15 protein-coding genes are annotated in these 18,642 nt (G+C 71.3%); 8 read left to right on the plus strand and 7 right to left on the minus strand.

Annotation, left to right across the window (positions count from 1 at the left end; genetic code table 11):
* Nucleotides 1-9: 9 nt before the first annotated feature.
* The 3 genes from ACIA8K_RS34240 to ACIA8K_RS34250 form a co-directional block, all read right to left on the minus strand.
* Entirely contained in the window at nt 10-1,575 is a 1,566-nt protein-coding gene (locus ACIA8K_RS34240; RefSeq protein ID WP_396066913.1) for a nitroreductase/quinone reductase family protein, read from the minus strand.
* Between the two features lie 110 nt (nt 1,576-1,685).
* Complete coding sequence (locus ACIA8K_RS34245; protein ID WP_396066915.1) at nt 1,686-2,642, minus strand: quinone oxidoreductase family protein; 957 nt, start codon at nt 2,640-2,642, stop codon at nt 1,686-1,688.
* A 78-nt stretch (nt 2,643-2,720) separates the two neighbouring features.
* A complete protein-coding gene (locus ACIA8K_RS34250; RefSeq protein ID WP_396066917.1) occupies nt 2,721-3,098 on the minus strand; it encodes a MerR family transcriptional regulator in 378 nt (125 codons plus the stop codon).
* A gap of 104 nt (nt 3,099-3,202) precedes the next feature.
* Between ACIA8K_RS34250 and ACIA8K_RS34255 the strand changes: the two genes are divergently transcribed.
* The 3 genes from ACIA8K_RS34255 to ACIA8K_RS34265 all read left to right on the plus strand — a co-directional run bounded on the left by ACIA8K_RS34255 (nt 3,203) and on the right by ACIA8K_RS34265 (nt 5,263).
* Nucleotides 3,203-3,538, plus strand: a complete 336-nt coding sequence (locus ACIA8K_RS34255; RefSeq protein ID WP_396066919.1) for an EthD domain-containing protein — start codon at nt 3,203-3,205, stop codon at nt 3,536-3,538.
* Nucleotides 3,539-3,713: 175 nt separating this feature from the next.
* Nucleotides 3,714-4,946 carry a sulfotransferase family protein gene (locus ACIA8K_RS34260; RefSeq protein WP_396066921.1) on the plus strand — a complete coding sequence of 411 codons (1,233 nt, stop codon included), beginning with the start codon at nt 3,714-3,716 and terminating at the stop codon, nt 4,944-4,946.
* A 161-nt stretch (nt 4,947-5,107) separates the two neighbouring features.
* Nucleotides 5,108-5,263, plus strand: a complete 156-nt coding sequence (locus ACIA8K_RS34265) for an ATP-binding protein (RefSeq protein WP_396066923.1) — start codon at nt 5,108-5,110, stop codon at nt 5,261-5,263.
* Nucleotides 5,264-5,300: 37 nt separating this feature from the next.
* Here ACIA8K_RS34265 and ACIA8K_RS34270 read toward each other — a convergent pair whose 3' ends face one another.
* Complete coding sequence (locus ACIA8K_RS34270; protein ID WP_396066925.1) at nt 5,301-6,545, minus strand: LuxR C-terminal-related transcriptional regulator; 1,245 nt, start codon at nt 6,543-6,545, stop codon at nt 5,301-5,303.
* 131 nt (nt 6,546-6,676) lie between these two features.
* Between ACIA8K_RS34270 and ACIA8K_RS34275 the strand changes: the two genes are divergently transcribed.
* The gene (locus ACIA8K_RS34275) at nt 6,677-7,576 is read left to right on the plus strand and encodes an NADP-dependent oxidoreductase (protein ID WP_396066927.1); all 900 of its coding nucleotides are present in this window, start codon (nt 6,677-6,679) and stop codon (nt 7,574-7,576) included.
* A gap of 228 nt (nt 7,577-7,804) precedes the next feature.
* Here ACIA8K_RS34275 and ACIA8K_RS34280 read toward each other — a convergent pair whose 3' ends face one another.
* Nucleotides 7,805-8,986: an amidohydrolase family protein gene (locus ACIA8K_RS34280; RefSeq protein WP_396066929.1), complete on the minus strand. Its 1,182-nt coding sequence runs from the start codon at nt 8,984-8,986 to the stop codon at nt 7,805-7,807.
* 95 nt (nt 8,987-9,081) lie between these two features.
* Here ACIA8K_RS34280 and ACIA8K_RS34285 point away from each other — a divergent pair, with 95 nt between their 5' ends.
* Nucleotides 9,082-9,405: a MarR family winged helix-turn-helix transcriptional regulator gene (locus tag ACIA8K_RS34285; RefSeq protein ID WP_396066931.1), complete on the plus strand. Its 324-nt coding sequence runs from the start codon at nt 9,082-9,084 to the stop codon at nt 9,403-9,405.
* A gap of 120 nt (nt 9,406-9,525) precedes the next feature.
* On the opposite strand, the gene ACIA8K_RS34290 is transcribed toward ACIA8K_RS34285, so the two are convergent.
* A complete protein-coding gene (locus ACIA8K_RS34290) occupies nt 9,526-10,257 on the minus strand; it encodes a DinB family protein (protein WP_396066933.1) in 732 nt (243 codons plus the stop codon).
* Nucleotides 10,258-10,329: 72 nt separating this feature from the next.
* Entirely contained in the window at nt 10,330-11,514 is a 1,185-nt protein-coding gene (locus tag ACIA8K_RS34295) for a hypothetical protein (protein WP_396066935.1), read from the minus strand.
* 201 nt (nt 11,515-11,715) lie between these two features.
* Here ACIA8K_RS34295 and ACIA8K_RS34300 point away from each other — a divergent pair, with 201 nt between their 5' ends.
* From ACIA8K_RS34300 to ACIA8K_RS34310, 3 genes are all read left to right on the plus strand, one after another.
* On the plus strand, nt 11,716-14,205 hold the full coding sequence (locus ACIA8K_RS34300; protein WP_396066937.1) for a S8 family serine peptidase: 2,490 nt from the start codon (nt 11,716-11,718) through the stop codon (nt 14,203-14,205).
* Between the two features lie 362 nt (nt 14,206-14,567).
* A complete protein-coding gene (locus ACIA8K_RS34305; protein WP_396066939.1) occupies nt 14,568-14,771 on the plus strand; it encodes a cold-shock protein in 204 nt (67 codons plus the stop codon).
* 234 nt (nt 14,772-15,005) lie between these two features.
* Nucleotides 15,006-18,590 carry a S8 family serine peptidase gene (locus ACIA8K_RS34310; RefSeq protein WP_396066941.1) on the plus strand — a complete coding sequence of 1,195 codons (3,585 nt, stop codon included), beginning with the start codon at nt 15,006-15,008 and terminating at the stop codon, nt 18,588-18,590.
* The last annotated feature ends 52 nt before the right edge of the window (nt 18,591-18,642 follow it).

An 18,642-nucleotide genomic window follows, 5' to 3' on the forward strand; every position in this document is an offset into this window, starting at 1 on the left:
GCGCCCCGCTTACCGCGGGTGGGTGTGGTGCCGCAGAGGTTCAAGGGCGAAAACCGGGATCACGCGGCTCGTACGTTCCTGGTAGTCGGCGAAGCCGGGATGGCGTTCGGCCTGCCGGGCGAAGAGCCGGGTGCGCTCGGGTTCGGGCAACTCCACCGCGTGCACCGGGACCGTCGTGCCGTCGATCTCGATCGTGGCGGCCGCGTTCGCCCGTAGGTTGCGGTACCAGGCGGGGTGTCTGTCCGCGCCGCCGTTCGTACCGAAGATCAGGTAGCGTCCGGCGTCGGCGAGGTAGACGACCGGGCTGACGTGCGTCCGGCCACTGTGGGCGCCGGTGGTGTGGAGCAGGAGCATCGTGGCGCCGGTGAATCGACCACCGACTTCGCCGCCGTTGGCCCGGAACTCCGCTATGACTCGCGCGTTGAGCTCCGATGCCGCCGTCCGCCGCGCGGTGTCCGGGTCCGTGGCCGGCGGATAGTCGACGTAGCCGGCCTCGCCGCCGCCGAAGAAGGTCTCCGGGTCGGCGGTGGCGAGCGGGCTGCCGTTGCGGAAACGCTCGACCAGGTCGGGGTTGCTCAGGTAGGGGCGGCCGAACGCCGCGAGGTCGATCACGCCGCGGCCGATCAGCTCGCTTGCGCTCTGCTGGGTCAGGTTGCCGGCCAGGATGACGGGGGTGTCGCCCAGCTCCACGCGGAGGCGCTGCAGGAACGCCTGGATCCGCCGGGTCAGGGAGCCGTCGTCGGCGGGCAGGAACACGGATGTGTCGATGAGGTGGACATAGGCCAGCCCGCGGTCCGCGAGTTCGCCGCTCAGCGCGAGATAGGTCTCCTCCGTCCGGTCGTCGGCGGGCATGTTGCCGACCGTGCTGAACGGTGACAGCCGGATCCCGACCCGATGGGCGCCGAGTCGCGCTGTCACGGCGTCGACCACCTCGAGGGTGAAGCGGATCCGGTCCGCGACGGTGCGTGACCCGTACCGGTCGGTGCGGTCGTTGACCTCGGAGTTGAGGAACTGTTCGAACAGATACTGGGTGGCGGCGTGCAGCTCGACGCCGTGAAAGCCGGCGGTGTCCGCGTTGGCCGCCGCCGTGGCGAAGTCGGCGGCCACGCGTACCACTTCGTGCGTGTGCAGGGCGCGCGGCGCCGACGCCGGCACCCGGCCCGGAACGCCGTCGGGCTGATAGGCGAAGGCCGTGTAGCCCGAGGACGTCGAGGTGGCGCTGACCGGCGCGGCCCCGCCCGGCTGAAGAGACACGTGCGAGGCGCGGCCGACGTGCCAGAGCTGGGCGAAGATTCGGCCGCCACGTTTACGGACGCCGGTGGTGACGCGCTGCCATCCCGTGATCTGCGCATCGGTGTACAGACCGGGTGTGAACAGGTAGCCGGTGCCCTCGTGGGACACCGGAGATCCCTCGGTGACGATCAGGCCCGCGCCGGCCCGCTGCCCGTAGTAGCGGACCGTCAGTTCGTCGGGATTGCCGGTGACGGCCCGTGCTCGTGTCATCGGTGCCATCACCACGCGGTTGGGCAGAGTGAGACCGCGCAGGTTGAAGCTGCCGAAGAGGTTGTCGGTCATGTCCTCGTTCTTCCGTTACACAGAAACGGTACATCTGTACCTGGTACGTTTGTAGCAGGTACAGATGTACAGATTCAAGTGTCACGCTGGGCACAGTGCGGCTCGGTGGATCAGACGATCAGCAGCAACTTGCCCGAGGTGCCGCGGGACTCGATGGCGGCGTGGGCCTTCGCCGCTTCGGCCAGCGGGTACCGGCCGCCGATGCGTACGGTCAGGTCGCCCTTCTCGACGAGTCCGAACAGTTCCGAGGTGTGTGCGGCGAGCAGTTCCGGTGTCTCGATGTGGTGGTCGGTCGCCGGGTAGGTGATGCTGATGCTGCGCGGAATGTCGCTCAGCCGGATGACCGGCGGTTCCCCGATCAGCGGGCCGTAGAAGACCATCGTTCCGTGTGTGCGCAGCACGGACATCGAGGCTTCGAAGGTGGTCGCTCCGGCCCCGTCGTACACCACGTGGACGCCCCTGCCGTCGGTCAGGTCGCGGACCGGGCCGGCGAAGGCTCCGCCGGTGGAGACCAGGACGTGGTCGGCGCCCGCCTCGGTGGCCGCCGCGACCTTCTCGGGCCGCGACACCAGGCCGATGACCGTACCTCCGCGTGCCTTGATCATTTGGGTGAGCATCATGCCCACCCCGCCGGCCGCGGCGTGGACCACGGCGATGTCGCCGGCCCGGATCGGGTGCGAGACGGTGCTGAAGTGGTGCGCGGTCAGCCCTTGCACGTAGACGGCCGCGGCCGTCTCGTCGTCGATGGTGTCGGGCACCCGCACGACCTGATCCGCCGGAAGCACGATCTGCTCGGCGTAGCTCGCGTGGGTTCCCAGATACAGCCACACGACGCGGTCCCCCGCGGCGAACGTGCTCACGCCGTCGCCCACGTCGTTCACCACGCCGACGCCCTCGAATCCGGGCACCTCGAACAGGGCGTTCCTACGAACGGCGGTGTCGAAGAAGTTGACGCCGACGATGCGGACGTCGACAAGGATCTCGCCGGGTCCGGGGTGGCGAATCGGCCGCTCCCGCAGCTGCAACACCTCGGGACCACCGGGCTTCTCAATCACGATCGCTTTCATGCGGCCGAAGCTAATGAGCCGAAAATGTACCTGCAAGTACACTCTGTGGTGGCGGTCGCCGAGGCCACGGACGTGTGTTCAGCGAGCGCGGGACCTCTCCTGCGCGCGCAGGAAACGCTTGTTGCTCTCGATCAGGGCGTCAAGCACCGTACGGGCGGTGGTCAGATCGTCGATGGACTCCGACAGCCGCTGTCGTTCGCGGTCCATGACCTCGGCGGCGTGCCGGGCCTCGCGCAGGCTCGGACTGTCCATGCAGGGCACCATCTCGGCGATCGTGCGGCTCGGCACCCCGGCGGTCAGGTACGCCTGGATCGTGCGTACCCGATCGATGTGGTCCTCCTCGTAGTGGCGCTGCCCGGTCGCGGAACGCGTGCTCACCAGCAGACCCTGCTGCTCGTAGTAGCGCAGCGACCGGGTGCTGACACCGGTCCGGGCGGCCAGTTCACCGATGCGCATCGCAGCCCTCATCCCTCGTGTGCGCCCCGTCACGACGCCTTGCCTTTGACATCAATGTCAACTTCTACGGTATCTCCCACCGGACATCCGATAGGGGAGAGTCGATGATCAAATTTGTGTTCCTGGTCAAGCGCGCCGCGCACCTGACGTTCCAGGAGTTCGTCACGTACCACCGGGAGAGTCACGCGCCGCTGTTCAATTCCATCCCCGAGGCGGCGAAGTACGTCAGGCGCTACACCGTCTCGCACCCCGTTCCCGCCGAGCAGTACCCGGCGCCCGGCTGGGACGCCGTGGTGGAGATCTGCTTCGACTCCTGGGCCGACCACGACGCCTTCTTCTCCTCGGAGAACTACCGCACGGTGGTCCAGCCCGACGAGTCGACCTTCTTCGTCCATGCCGACCTCTCCGTCATGGTCACCGAGGAACGTGTCATCATCTGAAAGATCACACCCGCGCCCTCTCCGGTACGGGGTGGGCGCGGGCCTCTCGCCGCCGCGAGACCGCAGGGCAGGTCCGCCCCGAGCGCGATGCCGGTGTCCGTCGGTAGGGTCGTCGGGTGATCCCGCTGGCAGTCGAATGTCGTTCGCTCGTCGCGCCGCACCCGGGGAGAGGCATATGAGGAGTCCCGCCGCTGACGGCCCGCGCCCGGCCTCCTGGGTGGGGGCGTTGAACGCCGTCCTGGGGCCGGTGAGCCCGCGCGCCTCGATCGAGACCGCGCAGAGGACGGCGAGCCGGCGTACCGGCCTGCCCGCCCGTACCGATGATCAGGTTTTCGTCGACGACATGCGGGTGCTGGCCGACGCGATCCGGGCCGCACCCGCGCTGAGCCCGATCGGGCGGCTGGGCACCCAGGAGGAGCTTACCCGGCGGCTGGAGACCCGCCTGCGGATGCGGCACCTGCTCGATCAGGATCCCTCCGTCGCGCACCGGCCGGTCGATCGGCCGATCATCATCACCGGCCTGCCGCGGACCGGCACGACGGTGCTGCACCGCATGCTCGGCGTGCACCCCGCGGTCCGCGCGCCGGCGTTGTGGGAGCTGCTGGGCCCGGCCTCGCTCGGCCGGGAGGACGAGAAGCTGATCAAAGCCGCCCGCCGGATGTCCTCGATGTACCACCGCAGCATGCCCGAGATGCGGACGGTGCACCCGCTCGACCCGTTCGGGCCCGAGGAGTGCGTGTTCCTGCTCCCGCACAGCGACCAGTTCGACGGCGTCGTACCGGTGCCCGCCTACCGCGCGTGGTACGCCGACCGGGACGTCCGGCCCGACTACGCCTACTACCGGCATCAGCTGCAGGCGATGCAGACCCGCGACGACCCCGCCCGATGGGTCCTCAAGTCGCCCTATCACCTCGGCCGTCTCGACGTCGTCCTGGACACGTTCCCGGACGCCACGATCGTCATGACCCATCGCGATCCGGCGGCGGCCCTGCTGTCCTGGTGCTACTTCATGGAGGGAAGCCGCCGGCTCTACAACACTGTGGTCGACCCGCACGAGATCGGCGCCACCTGGCTCGGGATCTGGACCACCGCGGTCACCCGCGCCCGGGCCGTCCGGCAGGCCCACCCCGGGCGCTTCGTCGACGTCGACTACGCCGCGCTCTCCGAAGCGCCGGTCCCCGTGGCCGCGGGGGTGGCGGCCCGGCTCGGACTCGCGGATTCCCCGTCCTGGCAACGGCTCGCAACCGCGGAGGCACGGCGCGACGGTCACACCGCGCGCACCGGCGACCGTCCGCAACGGCCCTCGCTGGCCCGCTACGGCCTGGACGCGTCCACGGTCCGCCGCGACCTGACCCTGCCGCCCGCCACCACCGGGAACGACGCCCGGGAGGCCGACTCCGCCGGGTGACGGGCGGGAATCTGAGCGTTCGGCCGCGCCCGGTGCGGTGCCAGCCGGGGCCGCCGCCTGTCGCAGCTGGTAGATCTCGCCGACGAGTCGTGAGACCAGCTGTCCGCGGCTGCCGACGCCGAACGTGACGAACAGCGACCGGAGATGGCTCTCCACCGTGTGTGCTGACAGGCGCGGTGCGGCAGACCGGCGGCAACGGCCTGGGCCTGTCCATCATCCGCAAGGTCGCCGAGGCGCACGGCGGTTCCGCGACCGTGACCAGCGAGCCCGGCGAGGGCGCCACCGTCATCCCGCGCATCCCCACCGGACCTGGATGAGCCGCCGGCGGCGGCTGTCCACAACGGAATCCCGCCCTTAGCGCCGGCGGGCCAGCGCGGCCGCCTCGCCGCGGGAGGTGACCTCCAGCTTCTCCAGGATGTTGCGGACGTGGAACTTGACCGTGTGTTCGCTGAGCCGCAGTCGCTCGGCGATGCCCCGGTTGCGCAGGCCTTCGGCGATGCCGGAGAGCACCTCGACCTCGCGGGGGTTGAGCCGGTCCAGCGGCCGTGCCCCGGCGGGCGCATCGACTGTCAGCGGCAGGGCGACTGTCATCGTGGTGCCCCAGCCGGGGACGGTGTCGATCTCCCAGCGCCCGCCCGTGCCGGTGATCCACTCGGTGAGGCCGGGGGCCGCCGGAACCGCTTCGGTCACGTCCGGGCCGTCGTCGCGGACGGTGACGTGCAGGGTGGCGTGGTCGAGGCGCCAGGAGGCGCGTACCCGGCGGACGTCCTGGCGGCCTACCGCGGCGACGACCAGGCCGCGGGTGACGGTCCGGGCGGCGTGCGCGATGTCCTGCGGAATGACGCCGCCGGTGCCCGGGCCGGCCAGGGTGATCTCCACCTCGGTGTGCCGCAGCAGGTAGGCGAGCTGCCGTTCGAGGGCGGCGAACGACTCGGCGGCAGTCTCGGAGGACAGCTCCTGGTCGCGGCGGGCGACGGCGCGCAGGTCGATCAGCGCGTCCGCGGCCAGGTCGACGGCGGTCCGGCGGGCGGCCGCGTCGGTGAGCCGGCCGGAGCGCAACACGGCCTGCAGCGCGGTGAGCGTGGTCGCGTACGTCTGCCCGAGGTCGGTGATCGTCCGGGCCCGGGCGGCGGCCGCGGCGAGGTTGCCGGCGAGCAGGTCCGGGCCCTGCTCGCTGACGCGCCGGGCCTGGTCGGCGCTGAGCACGGACCACAGCCGCCCGGCCAGCTCCAGCGCGTCGGCGCCGGGGTCGGGCCCGTCGGGGACCAGCACCAGCAGCGCGCCGGTGTGCGAGGCGATCAGGATCAGCCGCCGCACGGTCCCGGCGAGCAGCCCGTCGGTCAGCAGCGCGGTGCCGGGTTCGCCGCGCCCGGCCAGCCGGAGCAGCTCCGTGCTTGTCACCGCCGCCGCGATCGCCGGATCACCGTCGACCGCGAGCGGGCTGCGCGGGCAGTCGGCCGTCTGGATCGCCGCGGCCCGATGCGGCAGCAGCGTCCGGAACTCGGCCGAGAACGAGACGTAGAGCTCCTGCCTCGGCACCGCGAGCAGCCGCTCCACCACACCGAGCACGTGCCGCGGGTCCGACCAGATGGCGTCCATACCCCCAGGGTAGGTGCCCGCCGGTGCCCGGCCGCCTGCTCGTCCGGCTGGTCAGGACTGCTCCTTCGAGCGGGCCGCCGGCCGCCGGTCCGCGGGTTGACTTGCCGGCGACACCGTCAGAGGAGCAGATCATGAAAGCCATCACATTCGCCGGGTACGGCGCGCCGGACGTGCTCACCGTGTCCGAGGTGCCGCTGCCCGAGCCGGGTCCGGGGCAGGTGCGGGTCGCCGTCCGGTCCGCAGGCGTCAACCCGATTGACTGGAAGATCCGCAGCGGCGCGATCCAGGCGTTCTTCCCGGTGCCGCTGCCGCACACGCCGGGCCTGGAGCTCGCCGGGGTGGTCGACGTCGCCGGCCCGGACACCGACCTGTCCCCGGGCGATGAGGTGTTCGGCTGGTCCGACACCGGCGCCTACGCGGAGTACGCGCTTGCCACCGTGCTCGCCCGCCGTCCGGCCGGGCTCTCCTGGCCGGACGCGGCGTCGTTGCCGATCGCCGGGGCCGCGGCCGTGCGTGACCTCGAGGCACTCGCCGTCCTGGCCGGTGAGACGCTGCTGATCCTCGGCGCGGGCGGCACCACCGGCCGGTTCGCGGCCCAGGTCGCCGTGGCCCGTGGGGCGACAGTGATCGGGGTGGCCGGCGCCCGGCATCACGACGACCTGCGCGCGCTCGGCGTGCGGCCGGTGAGCTACGACGACGGCTGGACCGGCCGGGTCCGCGAGGCGGCGGGCGCGCCGATCGACGCCGTGTACGACACCGCCGGTCACGGGCTGCTGCACGGCGCGGTGGAGTTGCGCGGCGGCCCGGAACGGATCATCACGATCGCCGACCCGGCCACCGCGGGCGCGCTCGGCGTCGCGAACGCCACCGGCGGCGAGCAGAGCCGCGCGGTCCTCGACGAGGTGGCCCGCTGGGTCACCGAGCGCGGCGTCCGGATCGTGCACGCGGGTGCGTACCCACTCGCGGACGCGGCCGCCGCCCACACGGCGAGCGAGTCCGGGCGGCCCGGCAAACTGACCCTGCGGCCGTAGACCGGCCCGCGCACCGGCCGCTGGATCGCCGTCCGGCGACCTCGGAGCCACGGCGGCTGGTAGGCGACCCGTATCAGCGCCGGCGCGCGGCTCGCTACGAACTCGGCAAGCCGCGCCCGTTCGTCGTCGTCCACCCCACCACCCTCGTTTTACAGACGTCCTGCGGTCGCGCCGCTATCCGTCCGCCGGGAGAAAAGATGCAACCTTCTTGCGGCGCGGGTGACGACGTCAGTGGCGCTGGCGGGTCCCGCGACGCCAGACGGCGCGGATGTTGAGGGTGTCGCCGATGGTGGTGGTCGGGTCGCCCTCGACGAGCAGCAGGTCGGCCCGGAGCCCGGGTGCGATGCGCCCCCGGTCCGTCAGCCCGAACCGTCGCGCCGGGGTGCTTGTCGCGGCCCGCAGGGCTTCGACTGGTGTCAGCCCGGCTCGGACGAGGTACAGCAGTTCGTGGTGCACGCTGGCGCCATGGGCGACGCCTCCCAGGAACGGCAGCGCCATGGACGCGTCTGTACCGACGAGGAGGTCGACGCCGGCGTCGTGCAGCGCCTTGACCGAGGAGAGGACGTCGTCGATACGGCCCTGTGGGTAGTGGCCGAAGCTCGATCGCAACGTCGTCATCCACGCGTCAGGCAGGCGGGAGGCCACTCGCGGGTCGTCGGCGAGCGCCGCCCCGGTGATGCCCATCATCGACGCGTCCAGGACCACGCACGGTACGACGAACGCACCTGACCGGGCGATGAGTTCGATGATCGCGTCGGTGTGCGGCCGGTCCATGAACAGGTGCGCGAGCCCGTGGATGCCGGCCTCGATCGCCATGCGGGTGGCGTCGACGGTCAGCGCGTGGGCGACGGTGAGCATGTCGTGCTGCCGGGCCGCGGAGACCCCGGCGTTCAGCGTCGCCTGGTCCAGCATCGGCAGTCCCGGGTGCCCTTCCACGCTGCCGTCGTCGACCATGAACTTGATGTAGTCCGAACCCGCTTCGACAAGCTCCCGGACGAAGGCTGCCGCCTCCTGCGGTGTGCGCGAGAAGGGCATCACCGGACGTGGCCCGGCCGGTGGCGTCGCACCGGGTGGAGGTCCGGGCCGGAAGCCCTCGGGGAACAGCTCGCTGGGGTGTCCGCCGGGCGGGGTGATGCCGAACCCGGAGGAGCGGACGTCGGCGACCGTGTCGTCGTCGGTGATGTGCGCCCGCTGGTCGCGTGTGTGGATGCCTTGCATCTCCAGCTCGGTGGTGACTCCGAAGCGCAGTGCCAGGGCCAGGCTCTCCGGGTTGGTGTGCACGTGTGCGTCGATCAGGCCGGGTAGCAGTGTGCCGCCGGACGCGTCGATGATCTCCGCATCGGCCGGGGGCCGGCCGCCGACAGCGGTGATGCGTGCACCGTCGACCACCACCACATCTGCCTGAATCACCTCCTTCCCGTCGAAGATCCGGCCGTCGCACCGCCCTCGTCGAGGTCGACCCCCCGGTCACCCGGAAGGACATGTCCCGCAATCAGGTGCTCAATGTGGTGGACGAGGCCATCGACGAGATCACCGTCGGCGGCGTCGCCGAGCAGCTCGCCGTCGATCCGTCCGTCGCCAGCCGGATGGTCGCCGAGTGCATCAACGACGGCCTGCTCGTTCGCCGGGCGTCTCAGCGCGACGGGCGCCGTACCGTGCTCGAACTGTCCGCTGAGGGTGTCCGGCTGCGTGACCGGTTTCGCAGCCAGCATCGCCAGGCGTTCATCGAGATCACGCGCGACTGGCCGGAATCCAAGCGGCTGACCTTCGCCCGCCTGCTCATCGAGTACGCGGATGCCAGTGTCGCGCTGACCCAACGACCCCGGTGATCACGCGCCTCATCCGCAGCCGGGGGAGGCTCACCCCTCCGGTAGTCAGAACCACAGGCCCGACGACTCGTCGACACCCGGCAGCCCTGATCCTGGCGTGAGCGGACGGGATCCTGAACGCTAACGCAGACGAGCGAGGTCCCGTCGGATGTAGCGCAGGTGTGCCCATTCCTCCTCCAGGATCACCCGGACGCAGTCACCGACGCTGGGACGCCAGTCACCGCCGCCCCACGGGTCCTCGCGCTCTTCAGCGAGCACCTCCGCCGTGACCTTGGCCAGGAAGTCGGTCACCAGGCGCTGTCGCTCGTCACGCACCGCGAGGATCTCCGCGTAGGCCGGTGGGTCCGCGCGGAAGACCGACATGTCGAATCCCATCTCGCCGGCGCCCGTGAAGATCTGGCCGATCTCGTGGAACGGCTGTCGCATCCGCAGAATCCCGCCGCGGAGCCAGGCGTCGGTCGCCAGGATGAGGTGCCGCAGGGTCTGGGCCAAGGACCACTCGTCCTCGACGTGGGCGTCCACCAGGTCCGGCGGGGTGCCCGCCACGGTCGTCCGCCACGCCGACTGCACGGCGACCCAGCCCTCGCGCAGCCCTTCGGGTGTCCGCGCCTTCTGCAGCTCACGGCCCGGGAACTGACGGTTGAGCGCGGCGTCCACGAGCGGCACCACGTCGACCCCATTGACGAGGAGGCTGCCGAAGAACAGGTCGTGGCTGTCGATGTCGAGCCCGTTCACATCGACGCCACGCATCGTCACACCGCTGACGTCCGAGAATCGCAGTGCGGCGCCTTTGAAGCTGGCCTTGATGAAGGTCGCGCCCTCGAACTCTGTGGTGCCGGAATAGGTCGTCATCGCCCCATCATCACGGCAGCCGGGGACCGCCGTGCCCATCCGCGCCCACGACAGCGAAGACGTGCGGCGCGGTCAGTCTCCGCCGGGTCGGGGCCCGGCCGGATGCGGAAGACGGCCGCGCAGCCGGGGAGCGGTGATCGGGCCCGGGGCGGGGATCGGCGCGGGCCAGGGTGTGCCGGTGAGCGCGTCCCAGCGGCGGAGGCTGACCCCGTCGACGCTGAACAGTGTGGGGCGGCCGCCGATGTCGGCGACGGCGAGGTCGTGGATCTCGCGACGGTGACCGCTGAGGGTACGAAGGGTGTGCACCCCCGAGATCGCGTCGAACTGGTGGATCACCCGGCCGGAGGCCACGGCCAGCACCGGCCCGTCAGCGTCGAAGACGCCTACCGCCCGAGGACGCGCGACGGGGATGGGCGTGCCGACGTTCTCACCGTTCTCCGCGTCCGTCCGCCGGACGGCGTCGCCGTCGAGTCGCACCAGGCAGGTCCGTCCGGCCAGCGGGAATGAGATCTGACGTTCCCGCGCGCCGCCGATCGGCTGCCGTACCGTCCGGGACCGGCCGGGTTCGACGTGCCTGCGGAGCCACCACAGCAGGCCGGGCCAGGAGTTCACCCGGGGCCGCAGACCGGATGGGCGTGGTGGCGGGTAGACCTGCTCGCCGGTGTCCGGGTCCAGCAGACCGTTCTCCGTGTCGATCAGAGTGCGCCGCCCGATCCTGACGACGTCGACCCGGTAGCCGCAGCGCCCTGCCAGCTCACGGGCGATCCCGCGCCAGCGCGGCTCGTACGCTCCGCTGTACGTCCCGGCGAGCAGTCTGTCCACCTCCGGCCGCGCCGGCACATGGCTGGCCGCCGCGCGCAGCAGGCCCTGGCTGTCGCGCAGCGCCTCCCGTACCGTGTCGATCCGGTCGTCGATCTCTTGACCTGACGCGCCCTCCCTGTCGATCGGAGCGCTGACCAGCTCCACCATGAAGTCGAGCACGGCGATGGTGGTCTCGTCGGAGGGGTGTGCCGCCGCGATCCGCGCCAGGAAGCGGAGGACCGGCGCGGTCGCCGGACCGTAGCCGCAGTCGGTTCCCCACTCCGTGTAGAAGTAGTCCGCGTCCTCGATGAGGAGGTCGCTGAGCCTGTCCGTCCAGGTGCCGCCGTCGGCGAGCGCGCGCAGTTCCGCGATCACCTGCGCCCCGGTCGCCGGTGCGTCAGACGTCGCCAGCAGTTCGTCCCACGGGACCTCTTCGACACCGTCCAGCGGATCCATCGGCCTGTTCGCTCCCTGCGCGTCGTCGACATCGGACCCATGATCGCGGAGAACCTGACACGCATCATCATCGCCCGAGTCGCCGCGGTCCTGTGCGGCCTCGACGGCACCGGGCCCGCCGTCACCGGCCGTTCTCCGGGGCCGCTGCTGAGGTTCTGGTCGTATATGGGACGTCTATCCCGATTCATTACCGTCGTTGCGATGAACACCTATTCGCTGCGGCGACGCTGGGTGACCGCCGGTGCCGTGCTCGTGCTCGGCGCGGGCTTCCTGGCGGTGACGCTTCCGGCGGACGCCGCGACGGCCTCCGCCGAGATCGCACCCGCGGTGCGCGCGCAACTGGAACGGGACGGCCGCGCGCCGTTCTGGATCATGCTGGAGGGGAAGCCTGACCTGTCCGCTGTGGAAGGGTCTCCGGCCGGCGTGTACGACCGGCTCACCCGCGAGGCCGCGACCGCGCAGCAGGACCTGCGGGCGCTGCTGACCGCCCGGAAGGCGACCTTCGAGCCGTTCTGGATCTCCAACGCGATCCGCGTGGTCGGTGACACCGGTCTGCTCGCCGAGGTCGCGTCGCGGCCCGAGGTGGCGCGCATCGACGCCGAACCGGCGCCCGCCGAGCCGAGGTCCGCGCCGGCCGTGCTCGCGGAGGAGGAGGTGCCGCAGCCGGTCAACGGCGTGGAGTGGAACATCCACCGGATCGGCGCGGACACGGCCTGGGCCGAGTCCGGCAGCCGGGGCGAGGGCATCGTGGTCGCCAACATCGACACCGGCGTGAAAGGCGACCATCCCGCGCTTGCCGGCGCCTACCGCGGCCGGTACGGCAACGGCGCTGTCGACAACGCCTACAACTGGTTCGACCCGACCGGATCGTGCGCCGGGCCGTGCGACGACGACGGGCACGGCACCCACGTGATGGGCCTGGAGGCCGGCCGGGCCGCGGACGGCGGCAACCAGATCGGTGTCGCACCCGGCGCCCGGTGGATCGCCGCCCGCCGGTGCTGCGAGGTCGCCGACGCGCTGCGGGCCGGGCAGTGGATGCTCGCGCCGACCGACGCCGACGGCGCGAACCCGCGCCCCGACCTGGCGCCGGACGTCGTCAACATCTCCTGGTACTTCCGGGGCGACAACGGCAGCCTGTTCGGCGACATCCTTGACGCGTGGGTGGCGGCCGGGATCTTCCCGGTCATCGCGGCCGGGAACAACGGCAACGGCGGCACCTGCGCGACGAACACCTGGCCGGCGTCGTTCGACTCGGCGTACACGGTCGGCAACACCACCCCGGCCGACGTCGTGTCCGGCGACTCCAGTCGCGGCCCCACCCAGGACGGGCGGACCAAGCCGGACATCTCCGCGCCGGGCACGGCCATCCGGTCGAGTCACATCAGCGCGGAGTTCGCCGTGCAGAACGGCACTTCGCAGGCGGCGCCGCAGGTCGCGGGCGCGGTGGCGCTGCTGTGGTCGGCGGTGCCCGAACTGGACGGGGACGTCGCGGCCACCCGCAGGCTGCTTGACGACACCGCCCGCGACATCGACGACACGACCTGCGGCGGGACCGCGGACGACAACAGCGTCGCAGGCGAAGGGCTGCTCGACATCGCCGCGGCGCTGCGCGCGGCACCACGCGGCCCGGTCGGCGCGCTGACCGGCACCACAGTCGGGTACGCCACCGTCCAGCTGAACGGGCCGAGGCTGAAGAACCTGACCGCGGACGCGGACGGCAGGTTCGCGCTCGCCCGGATGGTGCCGGGCACCTACACGTACCGGGTGAGCGCGTTCGGTCATCAGGACGCGACCGGGACCGTGACCGTCCCGGCGGGCGGCACCGCGACGCTTCCCGTGACGCCGGTGGCGCTGCCGAGCGCGACTGTCACGGGCGTGGTGCGGTCCGCCGAGGGCCCGGTGGCCGGTGCGACAGTCACCGTCGCGGGCACGCCCGCCCGGGTCGCCACCGATGCGGACGGCCGCTACCGGCTGACCCTGCCGACCGGCGGCGACTACCTGCTGAGCGCCGAGTCGCCGAGCCGGTGCGCGCTTCCGGCCGACGTGCCGATCGAGGTCACCGCCGACCGGACCCTCGACGTGGACCTGCCCGCGCGCACCGACCTCGCCGAGTACGGCCACACCTGCACCGCCCCGGTCACCGGATATCAGGCCGGCACCACCCGGCTCGACCTGTCCGGCAATGACGGCGCGGTCACCCAGGTGGACCTGCCGTTCCCGGTAAGCGTCTACGGCAGCACGTCCCGTACCGCGTGGATCAGCGGCAACGGCGCGCTCAGCGTCACCGGGCCGATCCCGCCGCCGTTCATCGACGTGCTGCCCGAGCCGCCGGACAGCATGCTGCCGACTGGCGCGGTCCTGCCGTTCTACTCGGTGCTCGGCATCGACGCGCAGGCCGGCGTCTACACCACGCTCGGCGCGGACCAGATCGTCGTGGAGTGGCGTGACGTCCAGGTGCTGCGGCCGTTCAGCCGGGAACCGGACGGCCGGATCTCGGTGAGCCTGGTGCTACGGCCCGACGGCACGTTCACAGTCAACTACCGCACGTCAGATCCCGGCTGGTACGTCCGCGGCCGCAACGCGCTCATCGGACTGCAGAACGCCGACGGTACGGACGCGTTCATCTACAGCGCCCTGGAGGTCGTCGTCCGGGACGGTCTCGGCTTCACGATCCGCCCACCGCGCGGCTGACCCACTCACGGTGCATCCCGCCGGGCCGTGAGGTCCGGCGGGCGCCACGGCGCAGGCCCACTGTCACCGAGTGGCTCACCGACCTCCCCTGAGCGACGACCCGCACGAGCCGGCCGCCCACCATCCAGACAGCGGCTGGCCGGCTCAGCGGTCGGACACGGCGAGACCGTGCCGCTGTCCGGTCCGTGCTACGGTCTGTGTGTTGCAATTTTGATCTCCAAAGACGTTTTCAGCGCCGGATGGGTTATCTACACCCGTGCAGGCGCTTTTTCGTTCTGTCGTGTCGTTTCGACGCGGGTGATCAACGCGGCAGCGTCAGGGGTTCGCACAGGGCGGGCTCTCCGGCCTGCGAAGGAGCAGACATGGCTACAGGTACCGTGAAGTGGTTCAACGCCGACAAGGGCTTCGGCTTCATCACCCCGGACGACGGCGGCGCCGACGTCTTCGCCCACTTCTCCGCGATCGCGTCGAGCGGCTTCCGCAGCCTCGACGAGAACCAGAAGGTGGAGTTCGACGTCACCCAGGGCCAGAAGGGCCCGCAGGCGGCGAACATCCGCCCGCTCTGATCCACAGCTTTACCTCGAACGGCGGCCCGGCTGGTTCAGCGGGCCGCCGTTCGGCGTTTTCGCTCAAAAGCGATACGCCCCCCGACACCGGCGACCGGCAGGTCGGGTGCGATGACGGCGCGCGGATTGTTGTCAGACCGGACAAGTCCACATGATACGGATTGTTGATCACAACGTAATCGAAGATACTCATAGTGAGCGGTGCTCGATTCATCGATCATCCGCGAGGTTTCGTTGTCACTGTCACGCCTACGTGGGCTCGGGCTCGTCGTACTGGCCGCAAGTGCGGTCACGTTCGTCCCCTCGGCCGCCCATGCCGCCCCGTCCGTGCCGCCGCCTCAGAGCGCGCCGGCCACCACCGTCACCCTGATCACCGGCGACACCGTGACCGTCGCCGCCGACGGCGGCGTTCAGGTCCGTAACCCCGCTGGTCAGATGGCCGGCTACCTGTCGAACTTCAAGGACGGCGACACCTACGTCTATCCGCACGACGCCTTCCGGCACCTGGCCTCCGGTCTGCTCGACGAGGACCTGTTCAACGTCACCGAGCTGGTGGCCGACGGTTACGACGACGCGCACAGCGCCGGCATCCCGCTGATCGTCACCTACACCGACCCGGCCGCCACCATGCGTACCGCGGCACTGCCCGGCACCACCGCGGTCCGGCCGTTGGACAGCATCGGCGGCGCCGCGCTGACCGCCGACCGTTCCGGCCGGTTCCTGAACTCCGCGATCGGCGCCCGATCGGCCTCGGGGGTCAAGAAGATCTGGCTGGACGGCAAGGCCAAGGCAACCCTGGCCGACAGCACCGCGCAGATCGGCGCCCCGGAGGTCTGGCAGAAGGGCAACACCGGCATCGGGGTCGACGTGGCCGTCCTCGACACCGGGATCGACACGGAGCACCCGGACCTGGCAGCCGCGGTGGCCACGACCACGTCCTTCGTACCCGGCGAGTCGGTCGAGGACGGCATGGGCCACGGCACCCACGTCGCGTCCACGATCGCCGGCAGCGGTGCCGCGTCCGGTGGCAGGGAGCGCGGCGTCGCGCCAGGCGCCCGCCTGCACGTCGGCAAAGTGCTCGACAACACGGGCACCGGCCAGGAGTCGTGGATCATCAGCGGCATGGAGTGGGCGGTGCGCGACAGGCACGCCCGCGTCGTCAGCATGAGCCTCGGCGGCGACCCGACCGACGGTACGGACCCGATGAGTGTGGCAGTCAACCAGCTCAGCGAGGAGACCGGCGCGCTGTTCGTCATCGCGGCCGGCAACGCAGGACCGGGCAGATACACAGTGGGTACGCCGGGCGCCGCCGACGCGGCGCTGACGGTCGGCGCGGTGGACGGCCGCGACGTGCTCGCCGACTTCTCGAGCCAGGGGCCGCGGGCCGGCGACCGAGGGCTCAAGCCCGACCTGACCGCGCCCGGCGTGAACATCCTGGCCGCCCGTTCCCGCCTCAGCGCGACCGGCGAGGGTTCCTACACGTCGATGAGCGGCACGTCGATGGCCACGCCGCACGTCGCCGGCGCTGCGGCACTTGTCGCCGCGGCGCACCCGGAGCTGAAGGGCCGGCAGCTCAAGGATGCCCTGGTCAGTACGACCAAGGCCACCCCGGACCTGAACGCCTACCAGGGCGGGTCGGGCCGGCTCGACGTCGCCGCGACGGAGCGTGCCACGGTCTTCGCGACGGGGTCCGCCGACTTCGGCTACGCGTCCTATCCCGCGCCGACCGGCCCGGTCACCCGGGAGATCACCTACACCAACATCGGCGCGACTGCGGTGACGCTCGATCTGGCCTCCTCGCTCGACCTGATCACCCTGTCGGCGAAGCAGATCACCGTCCCGGCCCACGGCACCGCTACGGTGACCGCGACGACATCGTTCGACAGGGTGCCGGCCGAGCAGACCTTCTCCGGCTACGTGACCGCGACCGGCGGGCTGCGTACCTCAGTCGGTGGTGGCAAGGAGGGCGCCCGCTATCAGCTCGCGCTGCGCGGCCGGGACCGCGGCGGCAAGCCGCTCGGTGGCGTGGTCGTCGTGCTCAGCCGTGACCGGACCGTCATCCAGATGATCGACGAGACGGGTGCGCTCGACCTGCGGCTGCCGGAGGGCCTGTACACCGCCTACCTGACCGGCGACGTCGAGGGGACCCACGGGCCGAGCTCCATGGGCCTGGCCATCCTCCCGGTGACAGGCATCCAGCTGAACGCGGACCGCACTGTCGTCTTCGACACGGGCCGTGCCCGCCGTTTGACCGCGACCGCCCCGCTGCCGTCCACGGTGACCGCGTCCCGGTTCACGCTCATCCGGGACATCACCGGCGGCAATCCGTGGCTTGACGCGTGGTACCCGGGACCGCAGTACGACAGCGTCTGGGTGCTGCCGACCGGCAAAGTTCCGGACGGCACCCTGACCGCGTCGGCACGCTGGCGCCTCGCCCAGCCCCAACTGACCCTCGCCGACTACGACGATTTGCGGGTACGGCATGGCGCGACGCCGTTGCCGGTCACCGTGCGCAGCCTCGACGCGGTGCTCGGCGGCGCCGTGCGCGGCAAGGCGCTCGTCGTCCGGGCCGGCGGCGCGACCTCGATCCAGGACCGGGCGGTCGCTGCCGCGGCGGCCGGCGCCACAATGCTGCTCGTCGTCAACGACGGCCCGGGGCGCCTCGAGCCCTGGCCCGGCTCGGTGTGGATGCCGACGGATCCGCCACCGATCACCGTCGCCACCCTCACCCACGACGAGGGCGAGAAGCTCATCGCCCGCATCCAGCGCGAGCGTGGCGTACGGCTCGACGTCACCTCGCACCCGGTCACCGAGTACGCCTACGACCTGGTCACCGACTACGTCGGTGCGGTGCCCGCGGACCTCTCCTACCGGGCCACGCCGGGCAGTCTCGCCAAGGTCGACATGTCGTTCGACAACTGGCGCCAGGGTCGCGCGATCGAGCAACGATCCGAGATCGACTCGCTCGGCCTCGCGATGTTCCTCGACTACACAGAGATTCCGGCCCGCGGCGACCGCACGGACTGGGTCACCGCCGGACGGAAGTGGATCTCCAACGTGGAGATACCGGGGGAGCAGGCCCAGCACACCGCGCCGACCGCGTACCGCGCCGGTGCGGTCCACCGGCAGCGGTGGTTCGGCCCGGTGCAGCGACCCCGCCTGGTCGACGAGCCCGACGGCCTCAACATCTTCCGCCAGGAAGGTGGCTGGTTCTTCGCCAACATCCCCGGCTGGGGCGACTCGGGCGCCGCGCACGCGGGGAACACCGGCGACAACCCGGGCGCGGACAACCGGCTGACCCTCTACCAGGGTGACAAGCTGGTGAGCGCCAACGACAGGTACAACGCGCTGCTGGTCGCCGGACCGCTGGCGGCACAGGCGCTTCCGTACCGGCTGGTGTCGGAGAACAACCGGGACACCTGGGCCGGGCCCTACTCGACACGCACCCGCACCGAGTGGTCGTTCACCTCCGGTGACGTGCAGCCGGGGACGCTGTACAGCCCACCGCTGATCCAGCTCGACTACGACGTGGACACCGACCGGGACGGCCGGGCGAGACGCAACGCCGACCTGACGATCGCCACGTCCACCCTGGCCACGGCGACCGACCCCGGAGTCGTGAAGACGGTCACGCTCGACGTCTCCTACGACGACGGGGCCACCTGGCACCCCACGGTCCTCCACCGCCAGCCGAACGGCTGGACCACCCGCATCGCCGCGCCCAGGACAGCCCAGTTCGTCACGTTGCGCACCAGCGCCCGCGACGCCCGGGGCAACACCGTTGAACAGCGCATCACGCGGGCGTTCGGCCTGCGGTGATCCGGACAGCGGCTCGGGCGCGACAGCACGCCCGAGCCGCTGTGCGGTGCCG

The organism is Catenuloplanes sp. NPDC051500 (assembly GCF_044454585.1).
In the GTDB taxonomy this organism is placed as follows: Bacteria; Actinomycetota; Actinomycetes; order Mycobacteriales; family Micromonosporaceae; genus Catenuloplanes.